Origin of the sequence: Colwellia sp., assembly GCF_013214175.1 — a bacterium.
In the GTDB taxonomy this organism is placed as follows: domain Bacteria; phylum Pseudomonadota; class Gammaproteobacteria; order Enterobacterales; family Alteromonadaceae; genus Colwellia.
Genome location: NZ_JABSPA010000001.1, coordinates 456,743 through 476,514, shown reverse-complemented (window position 1 = coordinate 476,514; position 19,772 = coordinate 456,743). Strand labels below are relative to the sequence as shown.

The 19,772-nt window shown below is 39.2% G+C and carries 15 protein-coding genes, 1 tRNA gene and 2 pseudogenes; 5 read left to right on the top strand and 13 right to left on the bottom strand.

The annotated features are described in order from the left end of the window. Positions 1 to 118 precede the first annotated feature (118 nt). Positions 119 to 2,980, top strand: a complete 2,862-nt coding sequence (locus HRT55_RS02065; RefSeq protein WP_291618423.1) for an FAD-binding and (Fe-S)-binding domain-containing protein — start codon at positions 119 to 121, stop codon at positions 2,978 to 2,980. Positions 2,981 to 3,097: 117 nt separating this feature from the next. On the opposite strand, the gene HRT55_RS02060 is transcribed toward HRT55_RS02065, so the two are convergent. Beyond that, entirely contained in the window at positions 3,098 to 4,246 is a 1,149-nt protein-coding gene (locus HRT55_RS02060) for an anhydro-N-acetylmuramic acid kinase (protein WP_291618421.1), read from the bottom strand. 525 nt (positions 4,247 to 4,771) lie between these two features. On the opposite strand from HRT55_RS02060, the gene HRT55_RS02055 reads away from it, so the two are divergent. Further along, positions 4,772 to 4,978, top strand: coding sequence for a hypothetical protein (locus tag HRT55_RS02055; RefSeq protein ID WP_291618419.1), 207 nt, complete (start codon positions 4,772 to 4,774; stop codon positions 4,976 to 4,978). A gap of 134 nt (positions 4,979 to 5,112) precedes the next feature. Here HRT55_RS02055 and HRT55_RS02050 read toward each other — a convergent pair. After that, positions 5,113 to 5,346 (bottom strand): annotated as a pseudogene (locus HRT55_RS02050) (IS110 family transposase); the annotation flags it as partial. 443 nt (positions 5,347 to 5,789) lie between these two features. On the opposite strand from HRT55_RS02050, the gene HRT55_RS02045 reads away from it, so the two are divergent. Both HRT55_RS02045 and HRT55_RS02040 read left to right on the top strand, forming a co-directional pair. Further along, positions 5,790 to 6,668: a tyrosine-type recombinase/integrase gene (locus HRT55_RS02045; RefSeq protein WP_291618418.1), complete on the top strand. Its 879-nt coding sequence runs from the start codon at positions 5,790 to 5,792 to the stop codon at positions 6,666 to 6,668. A 7-nt stretch (positions 6,669 to 6,675) separates the two neighbouring features. Further along, on the top strand, positions 6,676 to 7,875 hold the full coding sequence (locus HRT55_RS02040) for an IS91 family transposase (RefSeq protein ID WP_291618416.1): 1,200 nt from the start codon (positions 6,676 to 6,678) through the stop codon (positions 7,873 to 7,875). A gap of 567 nt (positions 7,876 to 8,442) precedes the next feature. Here HRT55_RS02040 and HRT55_RS02035 read toward each other — a convergent pair. The 10 genes and pseudogenes from HRT55_RS02035 to rlmE all read right to left on the bottom strand — a co-directional run bounded on the left by HRT55_RS02035 (position 8,443) and on the right by rlmE (position 18,919). Beyond that, complete coding sequence (locus HRT55_RS02035; RefSeq protein ID WP_291618413.1) at positions 8,443 to 9,300, bottom strand: hypothetical protein; 858 nt, start codon at positions 9,298 to 9,300, stop codon at positions 8,443 to 8,445. Position 9,301: 1 nt separating this feature from the next. Then, a complete protein-coding gene (locus HRT55_RS02030) occupies positions 9,302 to 9,691 on the bottom strand; it encodes a GntR family transcriptional regulator (RefSeq protein WP_291618412.1) in 390 nt (129 codons plus the stop codon). Between the two features lie 1,145 nt (positions 9,692 to 10,836). Next, positions 10,837 to 11,793: pseudogene (locus tag HRT55_RS02025) on the bottom strand (tyrosine-type recombinase/integrase). 174 nt (positions 11,794 to 11,967) lie between these two features. Continuing rightward, a tRNA-Leu gene (locus tag HRT55_RS02020) sits at positions 11,968 to 12,052 on the bottom strand. 56 nt (positions 12,053 to 12,108) lie between these two features. After that, entirely contained in the window at positions 12,109 to 12,516 is a 408-nt protein-coding gene (secG, locus tag HRT55_RS02015) for a preprotein translocase subunit SecG (protein WP_291618410.1), read from the bottom strand. Between the two features lie 2 nt (positions 12,517 to 12,518). Further along, entirely contained in the window at positions 12,519 to 13,289 is a 771-nt protein-coding gene (gene tpiA / locus HRT55_RS02010; RefSeq protein ID WP_291618408.1) for a triose-phosphate isomerase, read from the bottom strand. A 319-nt stretch (positions 13,290 to 13,608) separates the two neighbouring features. Next, complete coding sequence (gene glmM, locus HRT55_RS02005) at positions 13,609 to 14,946, bottom strand: phosphoglucosamine mutase (RefSeq protein ID WP_291618406.1); 1,338 nt, start codon at positions 14,944 to 14,946, stop codon at positions 13,609 to 13,611. 117 nt (positions 14,947 to 15,063) lie between these two features. After that, the gene (gene folP, locus HRT55_RS02000; protein ID WP_291618816.1) at positions 15,064 to 15,888 is read right to left on the bottom strand and encodes a dihydropteroate synthase; all 825 of its coding nucleotides are present in this window, start codon (positions 15,886 to 15,888) and stop codon (positions 15,064 to 15,066) included. Between the two features lie 125 nt (positions 15,889 to 16,013). Further along, positions 16,014 to 17,999, bottom strand: coding sequence for an ATP-dependent zinc metalloprotease FtsH (gene ftsH / locus HRT55_RS01995; RefSeq protein WP_291618403.1), 1,986 nt, complete (start codon positions 17,997 to 17,999; stop codon positions 16,014 to 16,016). 290 nt (positions 18,000 to 18,289) lie between these two features. Further along, positions 18,290 to 18,919, bottom strand: coding sequence for a 23S rRNA (uridine(2552)-2'-O)-methyltransferase RlmE (rlmE, locus tag HRT55_RS01990; protein WP_291618401.1), 630 nt, complete (start codon positions 18,917 to 18,919; stop codon positions 18,290 to 18,292). 226 nt (positions 18,920 to 19,145) lie between these two features. Here rlmE and yhbY point away from each other — a divergent pair, with 226 nt between their 5' ends. Next, positions 19,146 to 19,442 carry a ribosome assembly RNA-binding protein YhbY gene (yhbY, locus tag HRT55_RS01985; protein WP_291618399.1) on the top strand — a complete coding sequence of 99 codons (297 nt, stop codon included), beginning with the start codon at positions 19,146 to 19,148 and terminating at the stop codon, positions 19,440 to 19,442. Between the two features lie 96 nt (positions 19,443 to 19,538). On the opposite strand, the gene HRT55_RS01980 is transcribed toward yhbY, so the two are convergent. Beyond that, a complete protein-coding gene (locus HRT55_RS01980) occupies positions 19,539 to 19,760 on the bottom strand; it encodes a hypothetical protein (RefSeq protein WP_291618397.1) in 222 nt (73 codons plus the stop codon). Positions 19,761 to 19,772 lie beyond the last annotated feature (12 nt).

The following is a 19,772-nucleotide window of genomic DNA, read 5'->3' as shown; positions in this document are numbered from 1 at the left end:
TTTATTGCAATGCAGACTCGTATAGATGATAAGCTCAAGCTGTTATTTCTAGGAATTGTTTTCACCAAAAATGCTAGCTACCGACCCTGTAAATTATAAAGTTACCAGTGAGTAAACCATGCCTGCCGATTCATTTTCCTCTTTTGTTAATAAGTTAAATATTTTTTTAAGCCAAGATGAAATTATAACGTCTTATACTAAGCGTTATGCCTTTGGTACTGATGCCAGCTTTTATCGCTTAGTACCTAAACTGATCTTACAACTAAAAAATAAAGCGCAATTAAAAGAAGTTTTACAGCAAGCAAGTGCTCATCACGTGCCCGTGACCTTCAGAGCCGCGGGTACCAGTTTATCCGGACAAGCAATTACCGACTCGGTATTAATCACTTTATCTAATGACTGGCAGGCCTTTGAAATACATGACCTTGGCAAGAAAATCACCTTGCAACCAGGTATCATAGGCACTAAAGCTAATCAGCTGTTAAAACCTTACCAGAAAAAAATAGGCCCAGATCCAGCCTCTATCGACAGCTGTAAAATTGGCGGAATTGCTGCCAATAATGCATCGGGTATGTGCTGTGGTATTAAGCAAAATAGTTACCATACTCTAGCGGATATGACTATTATCTTTGCTGATGGTAGCGAGTTAAATACTGCCGATAAGCTGAGTTGCTCTGCTTTTTTAAAGCACAAAACAATTTTTGTTGAACAAATTAATAAGCTGTTAAAACAAGTCAAACAAGACAAAGAACTATCTGAGCTTATTCAACATAAATATCGTCTGAAAAATACCTGTGGTTACGGGATTAATGCATTATTAGATTTTGAACAGCCTATTGAAGTAATCAAACATTTAATCATCGGCTCAGAGGGCACCTTAGCTTTTATCGCCGATATTACTTATCACACGGTGGATGACCACGCCTATAAAGTCACCGGTTTTTATGTTTTTGATGATCTAAGTGCCGCCTGTAACTTAGTAACTGAGTTAGCTACGCTTGAGGTGACTGCGGTTGAATTACTTGATTATCGCGCACTAAAAAGTGTTGCTGATCATCCGTTAATGCAGCCTTGCATTGCTAAGTTAACTGAATATTCAGCGGCATTATTAATTGAATTACAAGCCGCTGATAAAACACAGTTAAGTAAAATAAAACAAGCGGTTGAACAACAACTAGCGCTTATAGAACAACGAATTAATTATCAAGTAGAATTCACCGCTAAAGCCGAGATCAGCAGTCAACTATGGCAAATACGCAAAGGCACTTTTCCTGCGGTTGGCGCTATACGTGAAACTGGCACTACGGTTATCATAGAGGATGTCGCCTTCCCTATTGAAAAACTAGCTGATGGCGTTAATGAATTACAACGTTTATTTGTTAAATATGATTACATTGAAGCGATTATATTTGGTCACGCTTTGGATGGTAATTTACATTTTGTCTTTACCCAGTCCTTTAATGAGCAGCATGAAATAGACCGCTACAGTGCATTTATGGAAGATGTAGCCCAACTGGTTGCCGTGCGCTTCAAAGGCTCTTTAAAAGCCGAGCATGGCACTGGCCGTAATATGGCGCCCTATGTAAAACTTGAATGGGGCGATAAAGCTTATGCCTTAATGCAAGACATCAAACAGATATTTGACCCAACTAATATTTTAAATCCTGGCGTGATATTAAATGATAACCCGCAGGTACATCTGGAAAATTTAAAGACCTTGCCTGCCGCCAATACCATTATAGATAAGTGTATTGAATGTGGCTTTTGTGAGTCTGTCTGCCCCTCTAATGGTTATACGATAACGCCCAGACAGCGTATTACCCTATGGCGCAGAATTACCGAACTAGAGTTAGCTATTAATAACAGCGAACAAGCCGTTCCGGCACTAGAAGCAGAATACCAAACGCTACAGCAGGATTACCAACATTTAGGAATCGATAGTTGTGCTGCCACCGGATTATGTGGTTTAAAATGCCCGGTAGGCATCAATACAGGTGAATTTATCAAAGCGCTTAGAGCTGAAAAACTTGATAAGCAGCCTATCGCCAAAAAGATAGCGCAAATAACCGCCAATAACATGAGTACAGTGTTAAGTGGTGCAAAACTAGGTATGTCGGCGGTTTCTGCGGCAAGCAATATATTCTCAGCGCCTGTTGTTGAATATGGCTTTAAGGTGTTAAACAAAATTTCCGGCAAGCGCATTCCATTATATTATCCAGCCTGGCCTAAAGGCGCTCAAGCGTTACACAAAACTAGGCAAAAATTTTCAACTGACGATGATAGTAAAAAAGTCATTTACTTGCCTAGTTGTGGTGGCAGGGTCTTTGCCCAAGATAAAAATGCCACAGATCAACGTGATTTAAACCAAGTAATATTAACTATTCTGGCAAAAGCAGGCTTTGAAGTCATTATTCCTCAAGGCGCCAGCGAACTATGCTGTGGTATGCCCTGGTCAAGTAAGGGCGATCAACAAACCGCAGACCAAAAATCCAAGCAACTGATTAAACATATATTGCCCTTCACAGAGCAAGGCAATATTCCGGTAATTATGGATGCTAGCCCCTGTGCTTTAACGTTAAATCAATTTGATAACCAACAAGTTATTTATGAGTCCGTTGATTTTATCGCCCAATTTGCCCTTGATAAATTAACGATTACAGCACAAGCAAAGCCAATCACAGTACATATTACCTGTAGCAGCAAAAGACAAAAAACTGAAAATAGCTTATTAACCATTGCCCATGCTTGTAGTGAAGAAGTGATAGTGCCGAGTGATATTCATTGTTGTGGTTTTGCTGGTGACAAAGGATTTGTCTTACCTGAGCTTAACGAAAATGCGCTTAAATCGCTAAAACAGCAAGTCAGTGGTAAGTGCAATGAAGGTTTTTCAACGAGTAGAACTTGTGAAATAGGCTTGACCAAAACCACAGATATTCCCTATCAATCTATCGTTTATTTATTAGATCGTGTTAGTAAATAACATTAATACTAAGTTCAAATAGACATTTCGCGCTGTGACTTAACAATCACAGCGCGACAAAATATGCACATACTTTTTATTAAAAAGTTATTACCCGTTATTGCGAGTTATTTAGAGTTATTGAGAATTTAATACTCGGGTTACAGAGCCACAAATTTCTCCACGTGACGCTCCGGTCACTTGAGGATCATTACCCGGTAAGCGATTCATACAACGATACGCTAACCAAGCAAATGCCATCGCCTCCATAAAATCACCACTAATACCAACCTCATCGGTACTGCAAACTTGCCACTGCGGCAGTGCTTGTTGTAAAGCCTGCATAATACTCTGATTTTTAGCGCCACCACCACAAACCAATAACTGCCCAGGCGTAAAATGATCAATAGCATCAACGATAGGTTTACAGGTCAGTTGTACTAGCGTCGCCATAATGTCAGCATCACTGATAGGCTGTGTAAAATCACTGAGCTTTTGTTGCAGCCAATCTAGATTAAAAAGCTCTCGGCCACTACTTTTAGGCGGTGGCAAAGTAAAATAATCTTCACTGAATAAAGACGCTAGTAAATCTTCATTGCATTGGCCACTAGCGGCAAAGGCACCGTTGTTATCGTATGGACAACCCTGTACTTTATCTATCCATAGATCTAATAAGACATTACCAGGACCGGTATCAAATCCGCTCAGCGGTTTCGGATTAACAATTGAAATATTTGCAATGCCACCAATATTTAAAAATATCTGCGCGCTATCACCTTTTACGGGCAATAGATCCTGATGGAAAATAGGTACTAAAGGCGCGCCCTGTCCAGTTAAAGCTATATCCATTGATCTAAAGTCTGTCACGACGGTAATACCCGTATTGGCCGAAATAACACTGGCATTAACCAATTGCATTGAAAAGGGGTATTGACCGGTAGGTTGATGAAATACCGTTTGACCATGACAACCTACCGCAATGATATGCTTTGCATTTAATTGATGCTTTTTAATAAACAAATTAACCGCATCAGCATAAGCTAAACTCAACTGAGTGGTTAGTTCACCTAATGCTTGTAAAGAGGTCATTTGCGTTTGGCATAAAGACAAAATATTACTGCGAAGATCTTGTTCAAATTCAAACTCTTCGCCAAACAGGAACTCTGTTTTACATTTATCTGCTTCCGAGTTTATATTTATTAGCGCAACGTCTATGCCATCAACACTTGTTCCCGACATAATGCCCAGATAAAGTTGCTGTTCAGGTAAATTTTTTTTGTGTGTCATCTAAAGCTATCTCATATCACTTAATACCGTAAGAATAAAATATTTAAAGCTATATGTCACTAGGGAATAATTAATGAATCGATAAGTTATTATTACTAGTGTTTAAAAACGGTAAAACTATAGTGTTACCGCTAATTTTAGACATTAAATAACTGGATTTGATATAAAACTTAAAAATCATTTGGCGCCGCAGCTATAGCTAAAACTAATTAGAAGTGAATAAAGAAAGATAAATTGGATGTAGACTATGGATGAATATAGCAGTGCCATGTGAATACAACCCCATAGATTTATTAAAAGTTAAGATTTCAGAGCAGTTCACCCTACTTTTATGTTCTACACCTTAAGGGTCGGTCACTATTACCCTTGAGTTCAATTGGTGAATGCAACGCTATCCTTAATACAAAGGAGACTAAAATTGATGCTTTCTAGTATTTCTACTTTGTGATCCGATAGTACCTTGCTATGTGTATAGTATTTTCTATACTAGTCGATATATGGAGTCATTAAAGAAGAATATTAAAAATGGAATTTTCTACGCCAAAAGCAATTCACCAAATAAAATCAAGCCATCACAAAACGATGTTAGTTGATGGGCAAAAATGCTGCCCTCTTATAGCCATGACAATCGCCCTTAATTATCATAAACTGGATATTACGGAAACAGCTTCTTGCATGACCATAAAAGGCGTTGTACCTGTAGTGAGAAATGATAAGTTTCTGCTTAAATAATTTTAAAAAATATTTTTATAAAAGTACTTTTCATAGTGTAAAGCTCGGTTTGGTCAACTTGTCGAACATACAGTTTATGTCTCCTGTATCTGGACATTGTGAGTGTATCAATCTCAAGTTTTAGACCGTTTTCTAGCATCCGTTGGAACATCTTTGGCTCCACTAGGAGAAAATGCCTTACGGTACGTGGCTAACATAGATGGGTTAACAGGATTGATAGTGACAAAATCTAACTTTTGAAGTGCATAAACGATCGGCCCTTTAGATAGCTCTACAGTAACCGCTATTTGCCCCTTATATTGCTTATGTATATTGGTTATCCAATCCATACCGATATAAACAGAATAGTTACCTGAAAACTTAGTCATAATTACCTCCAATTATTATTGTCCGCATGTATGCCAAAGCTCTTCGAAAGCAATATAGATAGCGTTTAAGGGCAAGCCCTGAGTATTCGTTATTGAGCTAAGGTGTACCTAAGTTCATCGAAAGCAAAGCGGAAATCATCAAGATAATGAGCGCATAATATTCGTATGAGATATGTACATGAACTGAACTCCCTGATTATAGGTTTATTCAACCTGAAAGGACTCTATTGCGCACCAAGAAGTCATTAGCACTAATCTATTTTAATACTAAAAAAATGAATCTGTTGAGGTCGACGAGTTAAGGATCACTTTTACCACAAAGAACTAAACCGCTCCGCGGTAATGGTGTGTTTGGCAAGCACCGTTCACCCCTTTAACACCTTCACTTATTCCTAAACTAAGTCTTGAGGCATGTCGCCTCACCTTAGCTTGGAGAATACCCCATGAACATTAGCCCATATTTTTCAGCACCACTGCGTCAGCGTATTAACGAAGACATGATCCTGCGTAAACTTGCCACTAACACACAAATATCTTATATCCGTGGTGTTAATAAACTCTGTGAATTTTTACAACACTCACCTGAAACCACCACCCAAGAAGAGTTGCGTGAGTTCCAACTTTTCATGGTCACTCACGGTGTTTCTGGTATCACCGTCAATGCCACGCTAACGGCACTTATGTTCTTATTCAAAATAACACTCGATAAACCTGAAGTCATCGCACGGGCTTGTCCCGTGACGGTTGCCCGTAAATTGCCTGTGGTGTTGAGTCTAGAAGAGGCTAAGCGCTTTATGTCTTGTCCCATGCATCCTAAATTCAAAGCCGCGTTAGCCGTCGCTTATGGCTCGGGATTACGTGTCAGTGAAGTGGTGGCTTTAAAAGTGAGTGATATCGATAGTGAACGTATGATCCTGCGTGTTGAGCAAGGTAAAGGCAGTCGTGATCGCTATGCGCTGTTATCACCCGCACTCGTTGATCATCTTCGGGATTGGTGGTGTTTTGCGAACCATGAAGGCCAAATGTTTGCAGGTAGTTGGTTATTTCCTGGCTTGAACCCTATCGACCACATGACAGCTCGTCACTTGAGTCGAGTCTGTAAGCAAACCGCTAAGGCCGCGGCCATTGACAAGAATGTCTCCATGCATACTTTGCGTCATAGTTTTGCTACGCACTTACTTGAAGCGGGTGTAGATATTCGCGTGATCCAAGTATTACTGGGGCATGCTCAACTGAATACCACGGCGCGGTATACGCAAGTGGCCACGGATTTACTCAGACAAGTTATCAGCCCATTAGATTCATTGTCGATAAAGCATTGAGCCGCTCATGCCTCGCCCAACACTGGAAGTGGCTGATGTCTTTCGAGCGCACGGCCAACATTGGCGTGAGAGTCATGCGGGTCATGTCAGTTTAGATCAACTCAAAGTGATGTCTGCCGTTGAACATTGCCGCAGTGAAGTGCTCGGTGGTCATGTTTTACATTGCCCTGCCTGTGAGCATACTCAAATTGCTTATAACTCATGTCGAAATCGCCATTGTCCGAAGTGCCAAGCTAGCGCAGCGAAACGCTGGTTAGCTGCACGACAAACAGAGTTATTACCTGTCGATTATTATCATGTTGTCTTCACCTTGACACAACCTATCAGTGAATTGGCTTATTACAACAAATCAGTGATGTATGGGTTGTTACTTAAAACGGCTGCCAAAACACTGTTAACGATTGGCGCGGATACCAAACATTTAGGTGCTCGCTTAGGAGTGACTTTTGTCTTGCATACGTGGGGCAGTGCCATGACGCATCACCCGCATGTGCATGGCATTATTCCTGGCGGTGGTTTATCACTCGATGGTGAAAAGTGGATATCGTGTAAATCAGGTTTTTTCTTACCTGTGCGGGTATTATCACGGTTGTTTCGACGGTTATATCTTGAGGGATTACGTGAAGCGTATGAGCAGAATAAATTACAGTTCTTTGGTGATTGTTTATCTATTACGGAGGAAAAATCCTTTCTTGCTTGGCTAAATAATCAACGCAACGTTGAATGGGTAGTATATGCCAAACGACCCTTTGCAGGGCCACAAGCAGTATTGGCTTATTTATCTCGCTATACCCATCGTGTTGCTATTGCGAACTCTCGACTGGTTGCTATGGATAAACAAACGGTGAGTTTTAAGTGGAAGAACTATCGCGTTAAGGAGCAAAAACGACACCGAGTCATGACGTTGACGAAAGATGAGTTTATCCGACGTTTTTTGCTACATGTGTTACCGAGTGGTTTTCACCGTATTCGTCATTACGGTTTGACGGCTAACACAGGTCGTAAAAAGAACTTGGCTAAGGCGCGACAATTATTATACGTCAAAGTCCCGATAGTGCCATTGGATCAAGAGATATCGGGTGAAGCAAAAGCGCATGAGCCAACAGCTACCTTTGTGTGCCCTTGTTGTGGTGCAGGCATGATAGTGACCGAAGTATTGCTTCATTTGTATTTGCCTCGAGCACCGCCTTTATTGCAGGGTATGTGATTAACAACTGGGTAAATTATTGACGAGAGTTGATAAGGAATGACGTTGTCCAACTTATGAAAACGAGTCGAATAGGCCTAAAATAAACATGTATGAGAGGTGATATTTATGTCGAAAAACATATTCAAGCAACCTAGCGTAGTCTTCCTAAAGCATTTCCCCCACTCAGAACAAAAGACAATTAAGCAATCCCCATAACACCGAGTTTGCTTCCCGCGGTTTCTTCATTGTGAGCCTTTCAGACATCAGCCTTCTGTTGAAGAGTTGTTGATAAGTTTTGTGTACTGGCTGATATCTGAAAACCTTAACAAAGCGGTCTTAATTTTGATATGAATTCATCACAATAAATAGTCCGCTTCGCCACCAAATCGGTCGTTGACCTTTATAAAAACCCAGATGAAATAGAGCATTACTTCTAAGGCGAAAACACACCTGAAACGGGTTGTAGTTATAAATTAGTAGCCTGAATTACTTAGCCACTACAAAGTGACCTAGAGAGATATAACCACTTATACAGAGGTAAATTGATTTCTATTTCCTATTTACAAAAATAGCGACTCATGGACTTCACAGCAAAGACCCTTTTTTGTATAAATCAAAATTTAATTCATCAACTTTAATACTGCCGATGGAATTACCCAATGAAAACAGCGCAATTACTTGCAAATATATAGTCATAGCTAACGGTGCTAAACTATGCAATTGATATTCTTTAATACTCAAGGTAACCATTAAGAATATACTGGCACTGATACTGATAAATACTAGCGATTTAATTGCAACCGTTATCACCTTTTGTCGATCTGCTTCAGTTTGGTGAGGGTTGAGTTTTTTACCGTAAAGATTCCAATAAATTAAACCAGAAAAAAACGCATTTACAGACAAAAGAATCCCCGCTGCAAATACGGCGCTACCTTCAATACTTATTGTGAAATCTTCTAAATAAAAGCCGTATAAAATGGCAATCAATAAAGTAATCAAAGCAACATAAAGCCACTTAGGAGCAATAAAACTAGCTAGATTACGAGGACTTAAAGTAGCACTACGGACCGAACTTCGGTCTACTGTTCGCATCATTTTAAATTGACTAAATTCAGAAAGCTCAATCACCATAACTGGCATAAACTGCACCATAAAAAACAACCACACTAATACTTGAGGTTCAATAAACTCACCTTTGTTATTAAACACTATACTTAAGGTTAAAATCACTAAGCCAGCAGCAGCAATCAACCAATTGGCTAAGCGATAATTACCATGAAAACGATGATAATTTTCGATAGGTTGTGGATACAACTTTGGATACTGATTACACGGGTAATGGGTTATTACATAGCGCATACGTTGATATATTTTATTAGGGAAATACACCGAAAAAAGTAATATTTGACTTAAAAATAAAATATAGAATATGGTTTCAATCATCTTAATTCCCTCTCTTTTTATCTGAATTCATTACCTTTGTAAATGCAATACGAATCTCTGAATCTGTTGCTCCGGTATGTCTCAACATACCAATCACATCAGTTAGTTTTTCCTCAACTAGCTCGTTAAGGTTAACCGTACAGTTTTTCTCAGCATCAGGATGAATATAACTACCGCGATATCCTTTGGCTTGAATAACAGAATCTCTTTCAAGCAAACGATAGGCTTTAGCGACAGTTTTGTTATTTAAACCAAGATCATTTGCCAATTGACGAATTGACGGCAAAGGATCTCCGGGTTTAATTTGCTTTTGCTGCACCGCCAGCTTTATTTGTTCAATTAGCTGGGAAAACTGGGGCAACGGATTATCAATATCAATGAATATTTCCATAAATATATTGCACCTTTTTAAATGAACCACTTGTACCCCATCAACAAATGGTACATACACTACTTAACTTATGCAAATAAAATCACAAAAAAATAACTAAAGAGATTAAAGCGGATAAATCAAAACATGATATTTGGCACGGCGCAGTCTATATTCGAAAATTAGAAGATTACAAAGTATGGGGATTTATCTGACCGAGACTGGCGAGATACAGGTAACGGGAACTATCGGCTTTTGTTAGTCGCACCGTGGAATGGATTCGGACTGATAAAGTTCCTTCGACTTAGTGAAGCGTTTTTTACAGATAGGAAATAAATTTCAGTTTTAACAATTTTGACAGTATCAGGAGAAAAATGCATATGTAAAGTAGTAGGAAAGTAAGGTTTTACCTAATTGAATAACTAAAAAGTGGTAACTTCTACCTTTAAAATGTTTTCCAATAAAGCATATTCTAAACGAACAAAATGACTATGACTCCTAAGGCTGTTTGCTCCTTATACCGAGATAAAGTAAGAAGCGAGTTCAATTACTTCTTTGAGCCTTGAAACGGACGTTAGGGATAACGGAGATGTAACTTCCGCTCAGCGCACCAAGAAGCCCTTGGCGGCGACCTGTTTTTAGTTGGTCATTTGATTACGATCAAAGGTTCGCTGTTACCACAAACATGTCTAAACAAGAGTAAAAACCTAAGGAGTTTTGTCCATAGAAACCTCTAATCAGATAGCCAAAATACCAATTCTATTACAGTCAGCAACTGATGTAAGAGAACTAGGTTGAATACCCGTTATTTCAATTTGTATTCTGTGTAATAAAATAGTGTGAAATACAATAGCCGTTAATTTACCTACTTTTTTCGATACTAGAGTGCATATTTTTGCGAAAAAATGATGGAAATGACTTTCTCAAAGATTCATCAGGAGTAATGGAACAAAAAACATCACAATGAAGAAAAGCATCACTGCAATAAATAAATCTATAAATATATTCCCTGTAAAATTAAAGTTCATACTATATCGTCCTTTATATAGTTATTATCCATTGAACCAAACGACATTCCCATTACCTTGTTTTTTAACTTAATACATTGCTTTGTCGTAATAGCTGTCATTTAAAACGCCATTCGAAGCATTTTCAATGTGTTCTGACTACCTGCCCAATAATACCATTCTGCGCTATAGATAATCGGCGCGGTTGTATGCCCTTCTTACCTTATTTTTATCTACATGAGCTAAAGCTGGGTTCAATGTAGTACTGTCAATAGAGCACATGCCATGGGCGACTAACCGTCCTTCAAAGCCCATACGTTTTAAGGCCATATTAGCGGTTTGAGGGATACTCGATTCACTTGGTTTTCTATCTGCTCGGAATATATATTCTCTATGGCCATTAAGGGCTTAAGAATTTGCAGTAAGGCTAAAGATTAACCGGTTAAATGTACAATATGAGCACGTTTCATCTTCATACATTCACCCCGAATCACCCAAATATTATTATCTAAATCTATTTAATCCCACTTAGCTGCAGCGGTCTCACTTGGTCGAACCATGGTATGTAGCTGCCACTCTAGGAGACAACGAGTTGTTACCTTAATACTTGCATAAGATAAGGCATTCATAAGCTCTGATAGCTCTTCTGGCTTTAACGTAAGCATATGTTGTGACTTAGGTGTTTCAAAAGCAGCTTTAATACCCGCTAAGGGATTATGATGAATCGTGCTGGTATTAACAGCAAGAGTCATCAATTCATTTAAGTGACCGATTATCTTATTAGTTGTTTCTAAGCTGCCTTTAGCCGCTAATTATTTTAAGACAGCAATAGTTTCCGCTGCATTGATTTAATCGATAGGCTTATGTGACAACTTAGGAAATATGTGGTTTTCAAAGTTACGCAGAAGCTTTCTGGCATCCGCTATAGATAGTGAAGGATATTTTCCTAAGCTGAGGTTTTCTCGTTTTCTCGTGATAGGCCTTAGATAGGCAAAGCCAAAACTTAGTACCATTAGGTTGGATGCCTAATTGTAAGCCATCACCATCAGATAAATTATATTCTTTATCTTTTGGATTAGCCTATTTGACTTCAATATTTGTCAGTGGTTGGGTTATTTAGCCATGTAACACCAGTACCTTTGATATTTACATAGAATATCATCTAGTTACAGCTTTGATGTAACACGGACCACTCTAGCTTGGGAGTTTGATTGTTCCAGACCTAAAAAAACCGAAACCCTGTTAATACAGATTGTTTCGGTCTTTATCGTTCTTCTTTGTATAATCTAGTGGTGCGGATGGGGGGACTTGAACCCCCACGACCTAAGTCACCAGCCCCTCAAGCTGGCGCGTCTACCAATTCCGCCACATCCGCGCAATACTAGATATTTAAACTTTTTCGCTTTTAACTAAGTTGAGGCTTAGCTAAAATTAATCTGGAACGTTGCTATCTTCTTCTTTCTTAGCAGCGCCGTCAGATGATGCCGGAACATCGCTGTTTTGTGCAGCTGGTAATGTAGTTGCTTCAAGGCTTTCACCAGGAATTGCATCAATAGCTTGTTCAGCCGGAACGCTTAGGTTATTCCACTCATCAACTGATTTAGTTTTGTTCGCAGTTAAGTTACCTAAGATTAAGCTGATAGCAAAGAATGCTACGGCTAAATACGTTGTTGCCGAAGTTAGGAAGTTACCAGAACCACCTGAGCCAAACACAGTGGCAGAAGAGCCAGCACCAAATGATGCGCCCATGTCTGCGCCTTTACCTTGTTGAATCAATACTAATCCAATTAGGGCTAAAGCAATAAGTACGTAAACGATAATTAATACTTGATACAACATTTCTATCTTCCTTTTGCTGCGGAACAAATAATTTTAAATTGTTCAGCTTTTAAACTAGCTCCACCAATAAGACCACCGTCTATATCAGCTTGTGCAAATAATTCTTCACAGTTAGCTGCGTTAACGCTGCCACCGTAGAGTAAAGGTATTTTAGCCGCCACTTGCTCATTTTGCTGAGCTAAAAACTGACGAATAAACTGATGTGTTTCTTGTGCCATCGCACTTGATGCTGTTTTCCCTGTACCTATCGCCCAAACTGGCTCATACGCGATAACAACATCATTAAATTTCTCTATGCCAATTTCATCGATAACTGGCTGAATCTGTGCTGACAACACAGTTTCTGTTTCTCCAGTTGCTCGTTCTGCTTCGCTTTCACCAATACATAAGATAGGTGTTAAGCCGGCATTTAATGCCGCATGAACTTTCTTAGCAACTTGCGTAGACGTTTCTTTATAGATGCTTCTACGTTCAGAGTGACCAACTATTACATAGCTAATCGCTAAGTTTTGTAACATAGCTGTGGATATTTCACCTGTAAAGGCTCCACTTTCATGTTCACTTACATTTTGTGAGCCAACATGAATTGCTTCATTTAAGTTAGCTGCTTTTATTTTCTGAGCTAACTCAGATAAATATGGGAAGCTAGGACAGATAACTACATCTACGTGTGAAGATAGTTTAACATCTGCTAACCCTGAAACCATAGTATCAACTAGGGCTGAGTCACCGTTCATTTTCCAATTTGCGGCTACAATTGCTTGTCTAGTCATTTATACCTCTTAGCCTGGGTTATTATCTTATCACTTCAGTTAAATTTCAAATGCAGTGATTGCTAAAATGAAGCCGCGAGATAGTAACTAACCTGCGCAAAAGATACAAGTATTTCACACAATAACTTTTACTGGTTGCAGGTTTTTTATACTTACTTACCAATATGTACAAGAAATCACTCATTTCGTACAGCTGATTGGTATAACACAGTATTTTGCACAATATGGTTTGAACTTGCGCTTTACTCTCTCAACGCCACTTAAAGTCGAAATTTAAGAGCCTAAAGCTGGGTTGAGAGAGTAAGGTTTAATAGCGGTACTATTTAACCAGTTTTACAAAATCAGCAATTTTATTGGCTAATAGTGTTACTTCATCCATATCTGGACCTTCAACCATAACGCGAATTAATGGCTCAGTACCTGATTTACGTAATAATACGCGACCACGACCGGTTAATGTTTCATTAACTTCATCTACAGCAGCAAGTACTTTGACATCTTCTAATGGATTGTTCTCACCAGCAAAGCGCACATTAACCAGCAGCTGTGGCAACATGGTAATGCCTTGGCGTAATTCATGTAGCGATTTGTCTTGCTTAGTTACCGCAGTAAGTACGTTAAGCGCAGCAATAATACCATCACCGGTAGAGGTGTGATTAAGGTTGATAACATGGCCAGAGTTTTCTGCGCCTAGCTGCCAGCCTTTCTCTCTTAGTAATGCCATTACATAGCGGTCACCAACATTACTACGAGCGAATTCGATATTTAATTCTTTTAAAGCGAGTTCTAAACCCATATTGCTCATTAAGGTACCAACAACACCACCCTCTTTACGACCTGTTTTTAGGTCGTTACACGCGATGATATAGATAATTTCATCGCCATCAAGAACATAACCGGTATGATCGACCATCATAATACGGTCTCCATCACCATCTAGCGCGATACCTAAATCGGCTTTGTGTTCAACAACGGCTTTACTGATGGCGTCCATAGAGGTAGCACCACAATCTTTATTGATATTAAAACCGTCAGGTGATGTGCCAATTTCGATAACATTTGCGCCTAATTCACGAAATACATTTGGCGCTATGTGATATGTTGCGCCATTGGCACAATCAACCACTATGGTTAAATCTTTTAATGAAATTCGACTTGGAAAGTTACTTTTACAAAATTCAATGTAACGCCCTGCTGCATCGTTGATACGTGTGGCTTTACCTAATTGAGCTGATTCAACACAACCCATTGGTTTATCAAGCTCTGCTTCAATTGCTAATTCAACATCATCAGGCAGTTTCTCACCCGATTGTGAAAAGAATTTAATGCCATTATCATAAAATGGGTTGTGAGAGGCACTAATAACAATACCGGCTTCGGCTCTAAATGTTTTAGTTAGATAAGCAATACCTGGGGTTGGCATAGGGCCAAGTAGACCTATGTCTACTCCCGCAGCAGAAAAGCCCGCTTCGAGGGCAGATTCAAGCATGTAACCCGAAATGCGGGTATCTTTACCGATTAAAACTTTTTTGGTTCCCTGCGCTGCTAGCACTTTACCGGCGGCGTAACCGAGCTTCATTACAAACTCAGGGGTTATTGGAGCTTTGCCAACTAAACCACGTATACCATCGGTGCCAAAATATTTACGATCAGACATAGTTTTTCCTTATATATTTTACTCTATAGCAGCTTTGCTTCACTGCTAGCTTTGTTAGTTTTACTAACTTAAATTATGATATTGCTAACATTAGTTTGTTCATACTGACAGTAGTAATTACTGGTATTTAACTGTCATGGCTAAGACTTTTAGGGCATCAACTGTTTCTTTAACGTCATGTACCCGAATAATACTCACATTTTGCTGTGCGGCTATTATAGCGGTAGTTAAACTACCTGCAAGGCGTTCATCGACCTTACGCGCTAATAAGTTACCTATCATTGATTTTCTCGATGTACCTGAAAGTAAAGGTAAACCTAAGTCACTAAACTGATGTAACTGAGCCAGTAACTGATAGTTTTGCTCTAGAGTTTTACCAAAGCCAAAACCTGGATCTAAAATTAACCGTTCTCGTTTGATACCTGCCTGTTCACAAACATTAATACGTTCGATGAAATACTGCTTAATGTCACCAATTACTTCATCGTAGTGCGGATTTTCTTGCATTGAACGCGGTAAGCCCTGCATATGCATTAAACATACAGGTACATTACTCTGTGCTAATACAGCTAAACAACCCTCATTTTGTAATGCGCGCACATCATTAATAATATCAGCGCCATGAGCGATAGCTTGTGCCATCACCTCGGCTTTGCTGGTATCGATTGATACCTTGATAGTAAACTTTGCTTTAATCGCTTTAAGCAGAGGGATAACGCGTGTCAACTCATCTACTTCACTTACCTCAACCGCACCTGGACGCGTAGATTCACCACCGATATCGATAATATCAGCACCGTCGCTAATCATCTGTTCAACTTGGGTCAGTGCTTTATCAAAACTGGCAAACTTACCACCATCAGAAAATGAGTCAGGGGTTACATTTAATATCGCCATCACTTGTGGTTTGGTGAAATTTTCAACTTTAAATATTTGTTGCATCATTTGTAATCATCTAGTTAATCTTTTCTTATCTTATTTATACTTTGTTTAAAATATAAATAAGATAAGAAAAAGCCTCGATATTCACAAGGAATATCGAGGCTTTTTTATTTATTAAAAACGTCTTAGCTTGAAGGAGTATCTTCGCTTGGTTTGCTAGTGTCAGGTTCTACTGGGCTAGCTTGCTCAGTATCCTTAGCTGGCTCAGCGTCTTTACTCTTTACTTCTACTTCGCTATCACCATTGCCGTTCTTTTTGTTTGATTTAGAGTTATCTTTATCATCCCAATCTGCTGGTGGACGAACTGTAGTTCTCGCCATCAAGTCATCGATTTGTAAAGCATCAATAGTTTCATACTTCATCAAACAATCTTTCATCGCATGAAGAATATCAACATTGTCTTTGATTAATGTTTCCGCACGTTTGTAGTTACGATTAATTAATGCCTTGATCTCTTCATCAATCAATTTAGCGGTTTCTTCTGACATATGTAATGACTTAGCAGAAGAACGGCCTAAGAAAACTTCACCTTCTTCTTCAGCAAACAACATAGGTCCTAGCTTTTCAGATAAACCCCATTGCGTAACCATTTTACGAGCAATATTGGTTGCACGTTCTATATCGTTTGAAGCGCCAGTAGAAACTTTATCACTACCGTAAATAACTTCCTCGGCAATACGTCCGCCGTATAAAGAAGAAATATTACTTTCTAAATGTTGCTTAGAATGACTGAATCTGTCTTGCTCTGGTAAGTACATAGTTACACCAAGGGCACGGCCACGAGGAATAATACTTACTTTATAAACAGGGTCATGATCAGGTACCAAACGACCAATTAAGGCATGTCCGGCTTCATGGTATGCAGTCATTTCTTTTTCTGACTCGTTCATCACCATAGACTTACGTTCTGAGCCCATCATGATTTTATCTTTAGCTTGATCAAACTCTTTCATACCAACTACGCGAAGTGCAGCACGTGCGGCACCTAAAGCAGCTTCGTTAACAAGGTTGGCTAAATCTGCACCTGAGAAACCAGGCGTACCACGGGCAATTACTGATGCTTTAACATCATCACCTAACGGCACTTTACGCATATGTACTTTAAGTATTTGTTCGCGACCACGAATATCAGGTAAACCAACAGTTACTTGACGGTCAAAACGACCTGGACGAAGTAACGCAGGATCTAATACGTCTGGACGGTTAGTCGCGGCAATAACGATTACACCTTCATTACCTTCAAAACCATCCATTTCCACTAACATTTGGTTTAATGTTTGTTCACGCTCATCGTGTCCACCACCCATGCCGGCACCACGTTGGCGACCAACGGCATCGATTTCATCGATAAAGATAATACAAGGAGCCGCTTTTTTCGCTTGTTCGAACATGTCACGTACACGAGATGCACCAACACCAACAAACATTTCAACAAAGTCAGAGCCTGAAATGGTAAAGAAAGGTACTTTCGCTTCACCAGCAATCGCTTTTGCTAATAACGTTTTACCTGTACCTGGCTGACCAACAAGTAAAATACCTGATGGAATTCGACCACCAAGTTTTTGAAAGCGGTCTGGTTCTCTTAAGTAATCAACCAGCTCTTCAACTTCTGCTTTGGCTTCATCACAACCAGCAACATCGGCGAAAGTCGTTTTAATTTGCTCTTCACTTAATTGACGGGCTTTAGACTTACCAAATGACATAGCGCCTTTACCACCACCACCTTGCATTTGACGCATGAAGAAAATCCATACACCAATAAGTAGGATCATTGGGAACCAAGAAACAAAAATAGTCGTTAGGAAACTAGTTTCTTCTGGTAATTTACCTTGGGCACGTACGCCTTGCTTAACTAGATCGTTAATTAAATCACGGTCATAGCCACCAGGGATAACGGTTTTATATTCTTCACCGCTACGCTTTTCACCCGTAATTACGCCATTTCTATCGACATTCGCATCACGAATTTGTCCTTGACGTACATCCTTAATAAATCGGGTGTAATCCATTTGTTGTTCTTGTGTGGTACTCGGAGAAAAACTCTGAAATACACTCATCAAAACAACTGCAATAACTAACCATAAAATTAGATTTTTCGCCATATCGCTCAACTTAATGACCTCTTGTGGTGCTTGGTAAATTTATAAAAAATAGAACCGTAATAATGCTTGTTACAGTTATGGTGCTTAATCTACTACAATTCAAGGCTTGTCGCTATTTAACTTTAGCCGTGTGTAACAACTAGTTACATTAAACAGATGAAACATTTAAATTGCTAACCGGCTAGTGTAAAGCAGTATAGAGTCATAGGAAGGACAGCCTGAGATATGAACTCTCAGTGCGGCTTAGCCCTTAAATTTCACTATACGGCAATGAACAGCCTTTAACTTCATAAAACTAATTAGCCCTTGTAACCCGTGCCGACCAGATAAACTTCTCTTGAACGTGCTCTTGATGACTCCGGCTTACGGGTTTTAACCGTTTTAAATACTGCGCGCGTCGCTTTCATGTAATCTTCAAAACCCGCACCTTGGAAAACTTTTACTACAAAGGCGCCATTAGGTTTTAAGACTTCGCTACACATCTCTAATGCTAACTCAACTAGGTACATGCTGCGGGCTGAATCTGCACTTTCATTGCCGGTCATGTTCGCCGCCATGTCAGACATAACCACGTCAATATTCTTGCCATTGATTCGATTTAATAAGGCATCGAGTACTTCTTCTTCTCTAAAGTCCCCTTCGAGAAAATCAACACCCGCAATGGCATCCATTGGCAAGATATCACAAGCAATAACCTGGCCTTTGTCACCGACCACTTTAACTGCGTATTCCGACCAACCACCTGGCGCTGCACCCAAATCAACCACTTTCATACCGGGTTTGATCAATTTATCTTTTAAATTAATTTCTTCCAATTTAAAAACAGCACGTGAACGTAAGCCTAAACGTTTTGCTTTTTTTACGAATTCATCATCAAAGTGCTCGTCTAACCAACGCTGACTGCTCGCTTTGTGTTTTTTATTTGCCATGTTTTTGCTTACTCAAAAAAGATCATTCATTATTATAGGATTATACCACTGAGGCTTGTTAAGTATTCACTTTCAGCATAAAAAGCGAAAACAAAAAATGTAAATAGCCCCTGTTAGCAGCATTACTTACAGATGATTATAAAATTAGTAAGATTGGTATTAGTATTAATCTCTAGATAAGGGTAAAATGACGGCAATTCAAGGCAACAGATAACGAAATTTAGTAATGAGCTTAAACAAAAAACAAATTCAGCACCTTAAAGGTGTTGCACACCCTCTTAAACCAGTAGTTTTATTGGGTAATAATGGCTTAACAGAAGCTGTTGTTGCTGAGATTGATTATGCACTTAATCACCATGAGCTAATCAAGGTAAAAATCCCAACAGATGATAAAGAAAACAAAGCGTTAATCGTTGAAGCTATTTGTCGTGAAACGAATGCGACTCAAGTACAATTGATTGGTAAGACTTTAGTTATTTATCGCGAGAGTGCAGAAAAGAAAATTAGAATTCCTAAGAGCTAATTTTACTTTTGCTTTGCTAACTATTGATAAGATTAATAGTTATAAAAATGACAGCCATGGCTGTCATTTTTTGTTTGTAGCAATTAATCCAAGTGATTATTTTTCTGTAGCATCAGGCTTTTTGCCTTGCTCTTCACCCTCAACCAGAGAAGTGACTACTTTTTGCGTCAATTTAACTCGCCCTGAATCAACCAAGGCTTTTCTTAATACATATTCAATTTGAGCATTAACGCTGCGCAGTTCATCATCTGACCAACGCTGCATTGCCGCCAAAACATCTGGGTTTATCCTAAGTGGGAAGCTTTTTTTAGCAGCCACTGCTACCTCCAA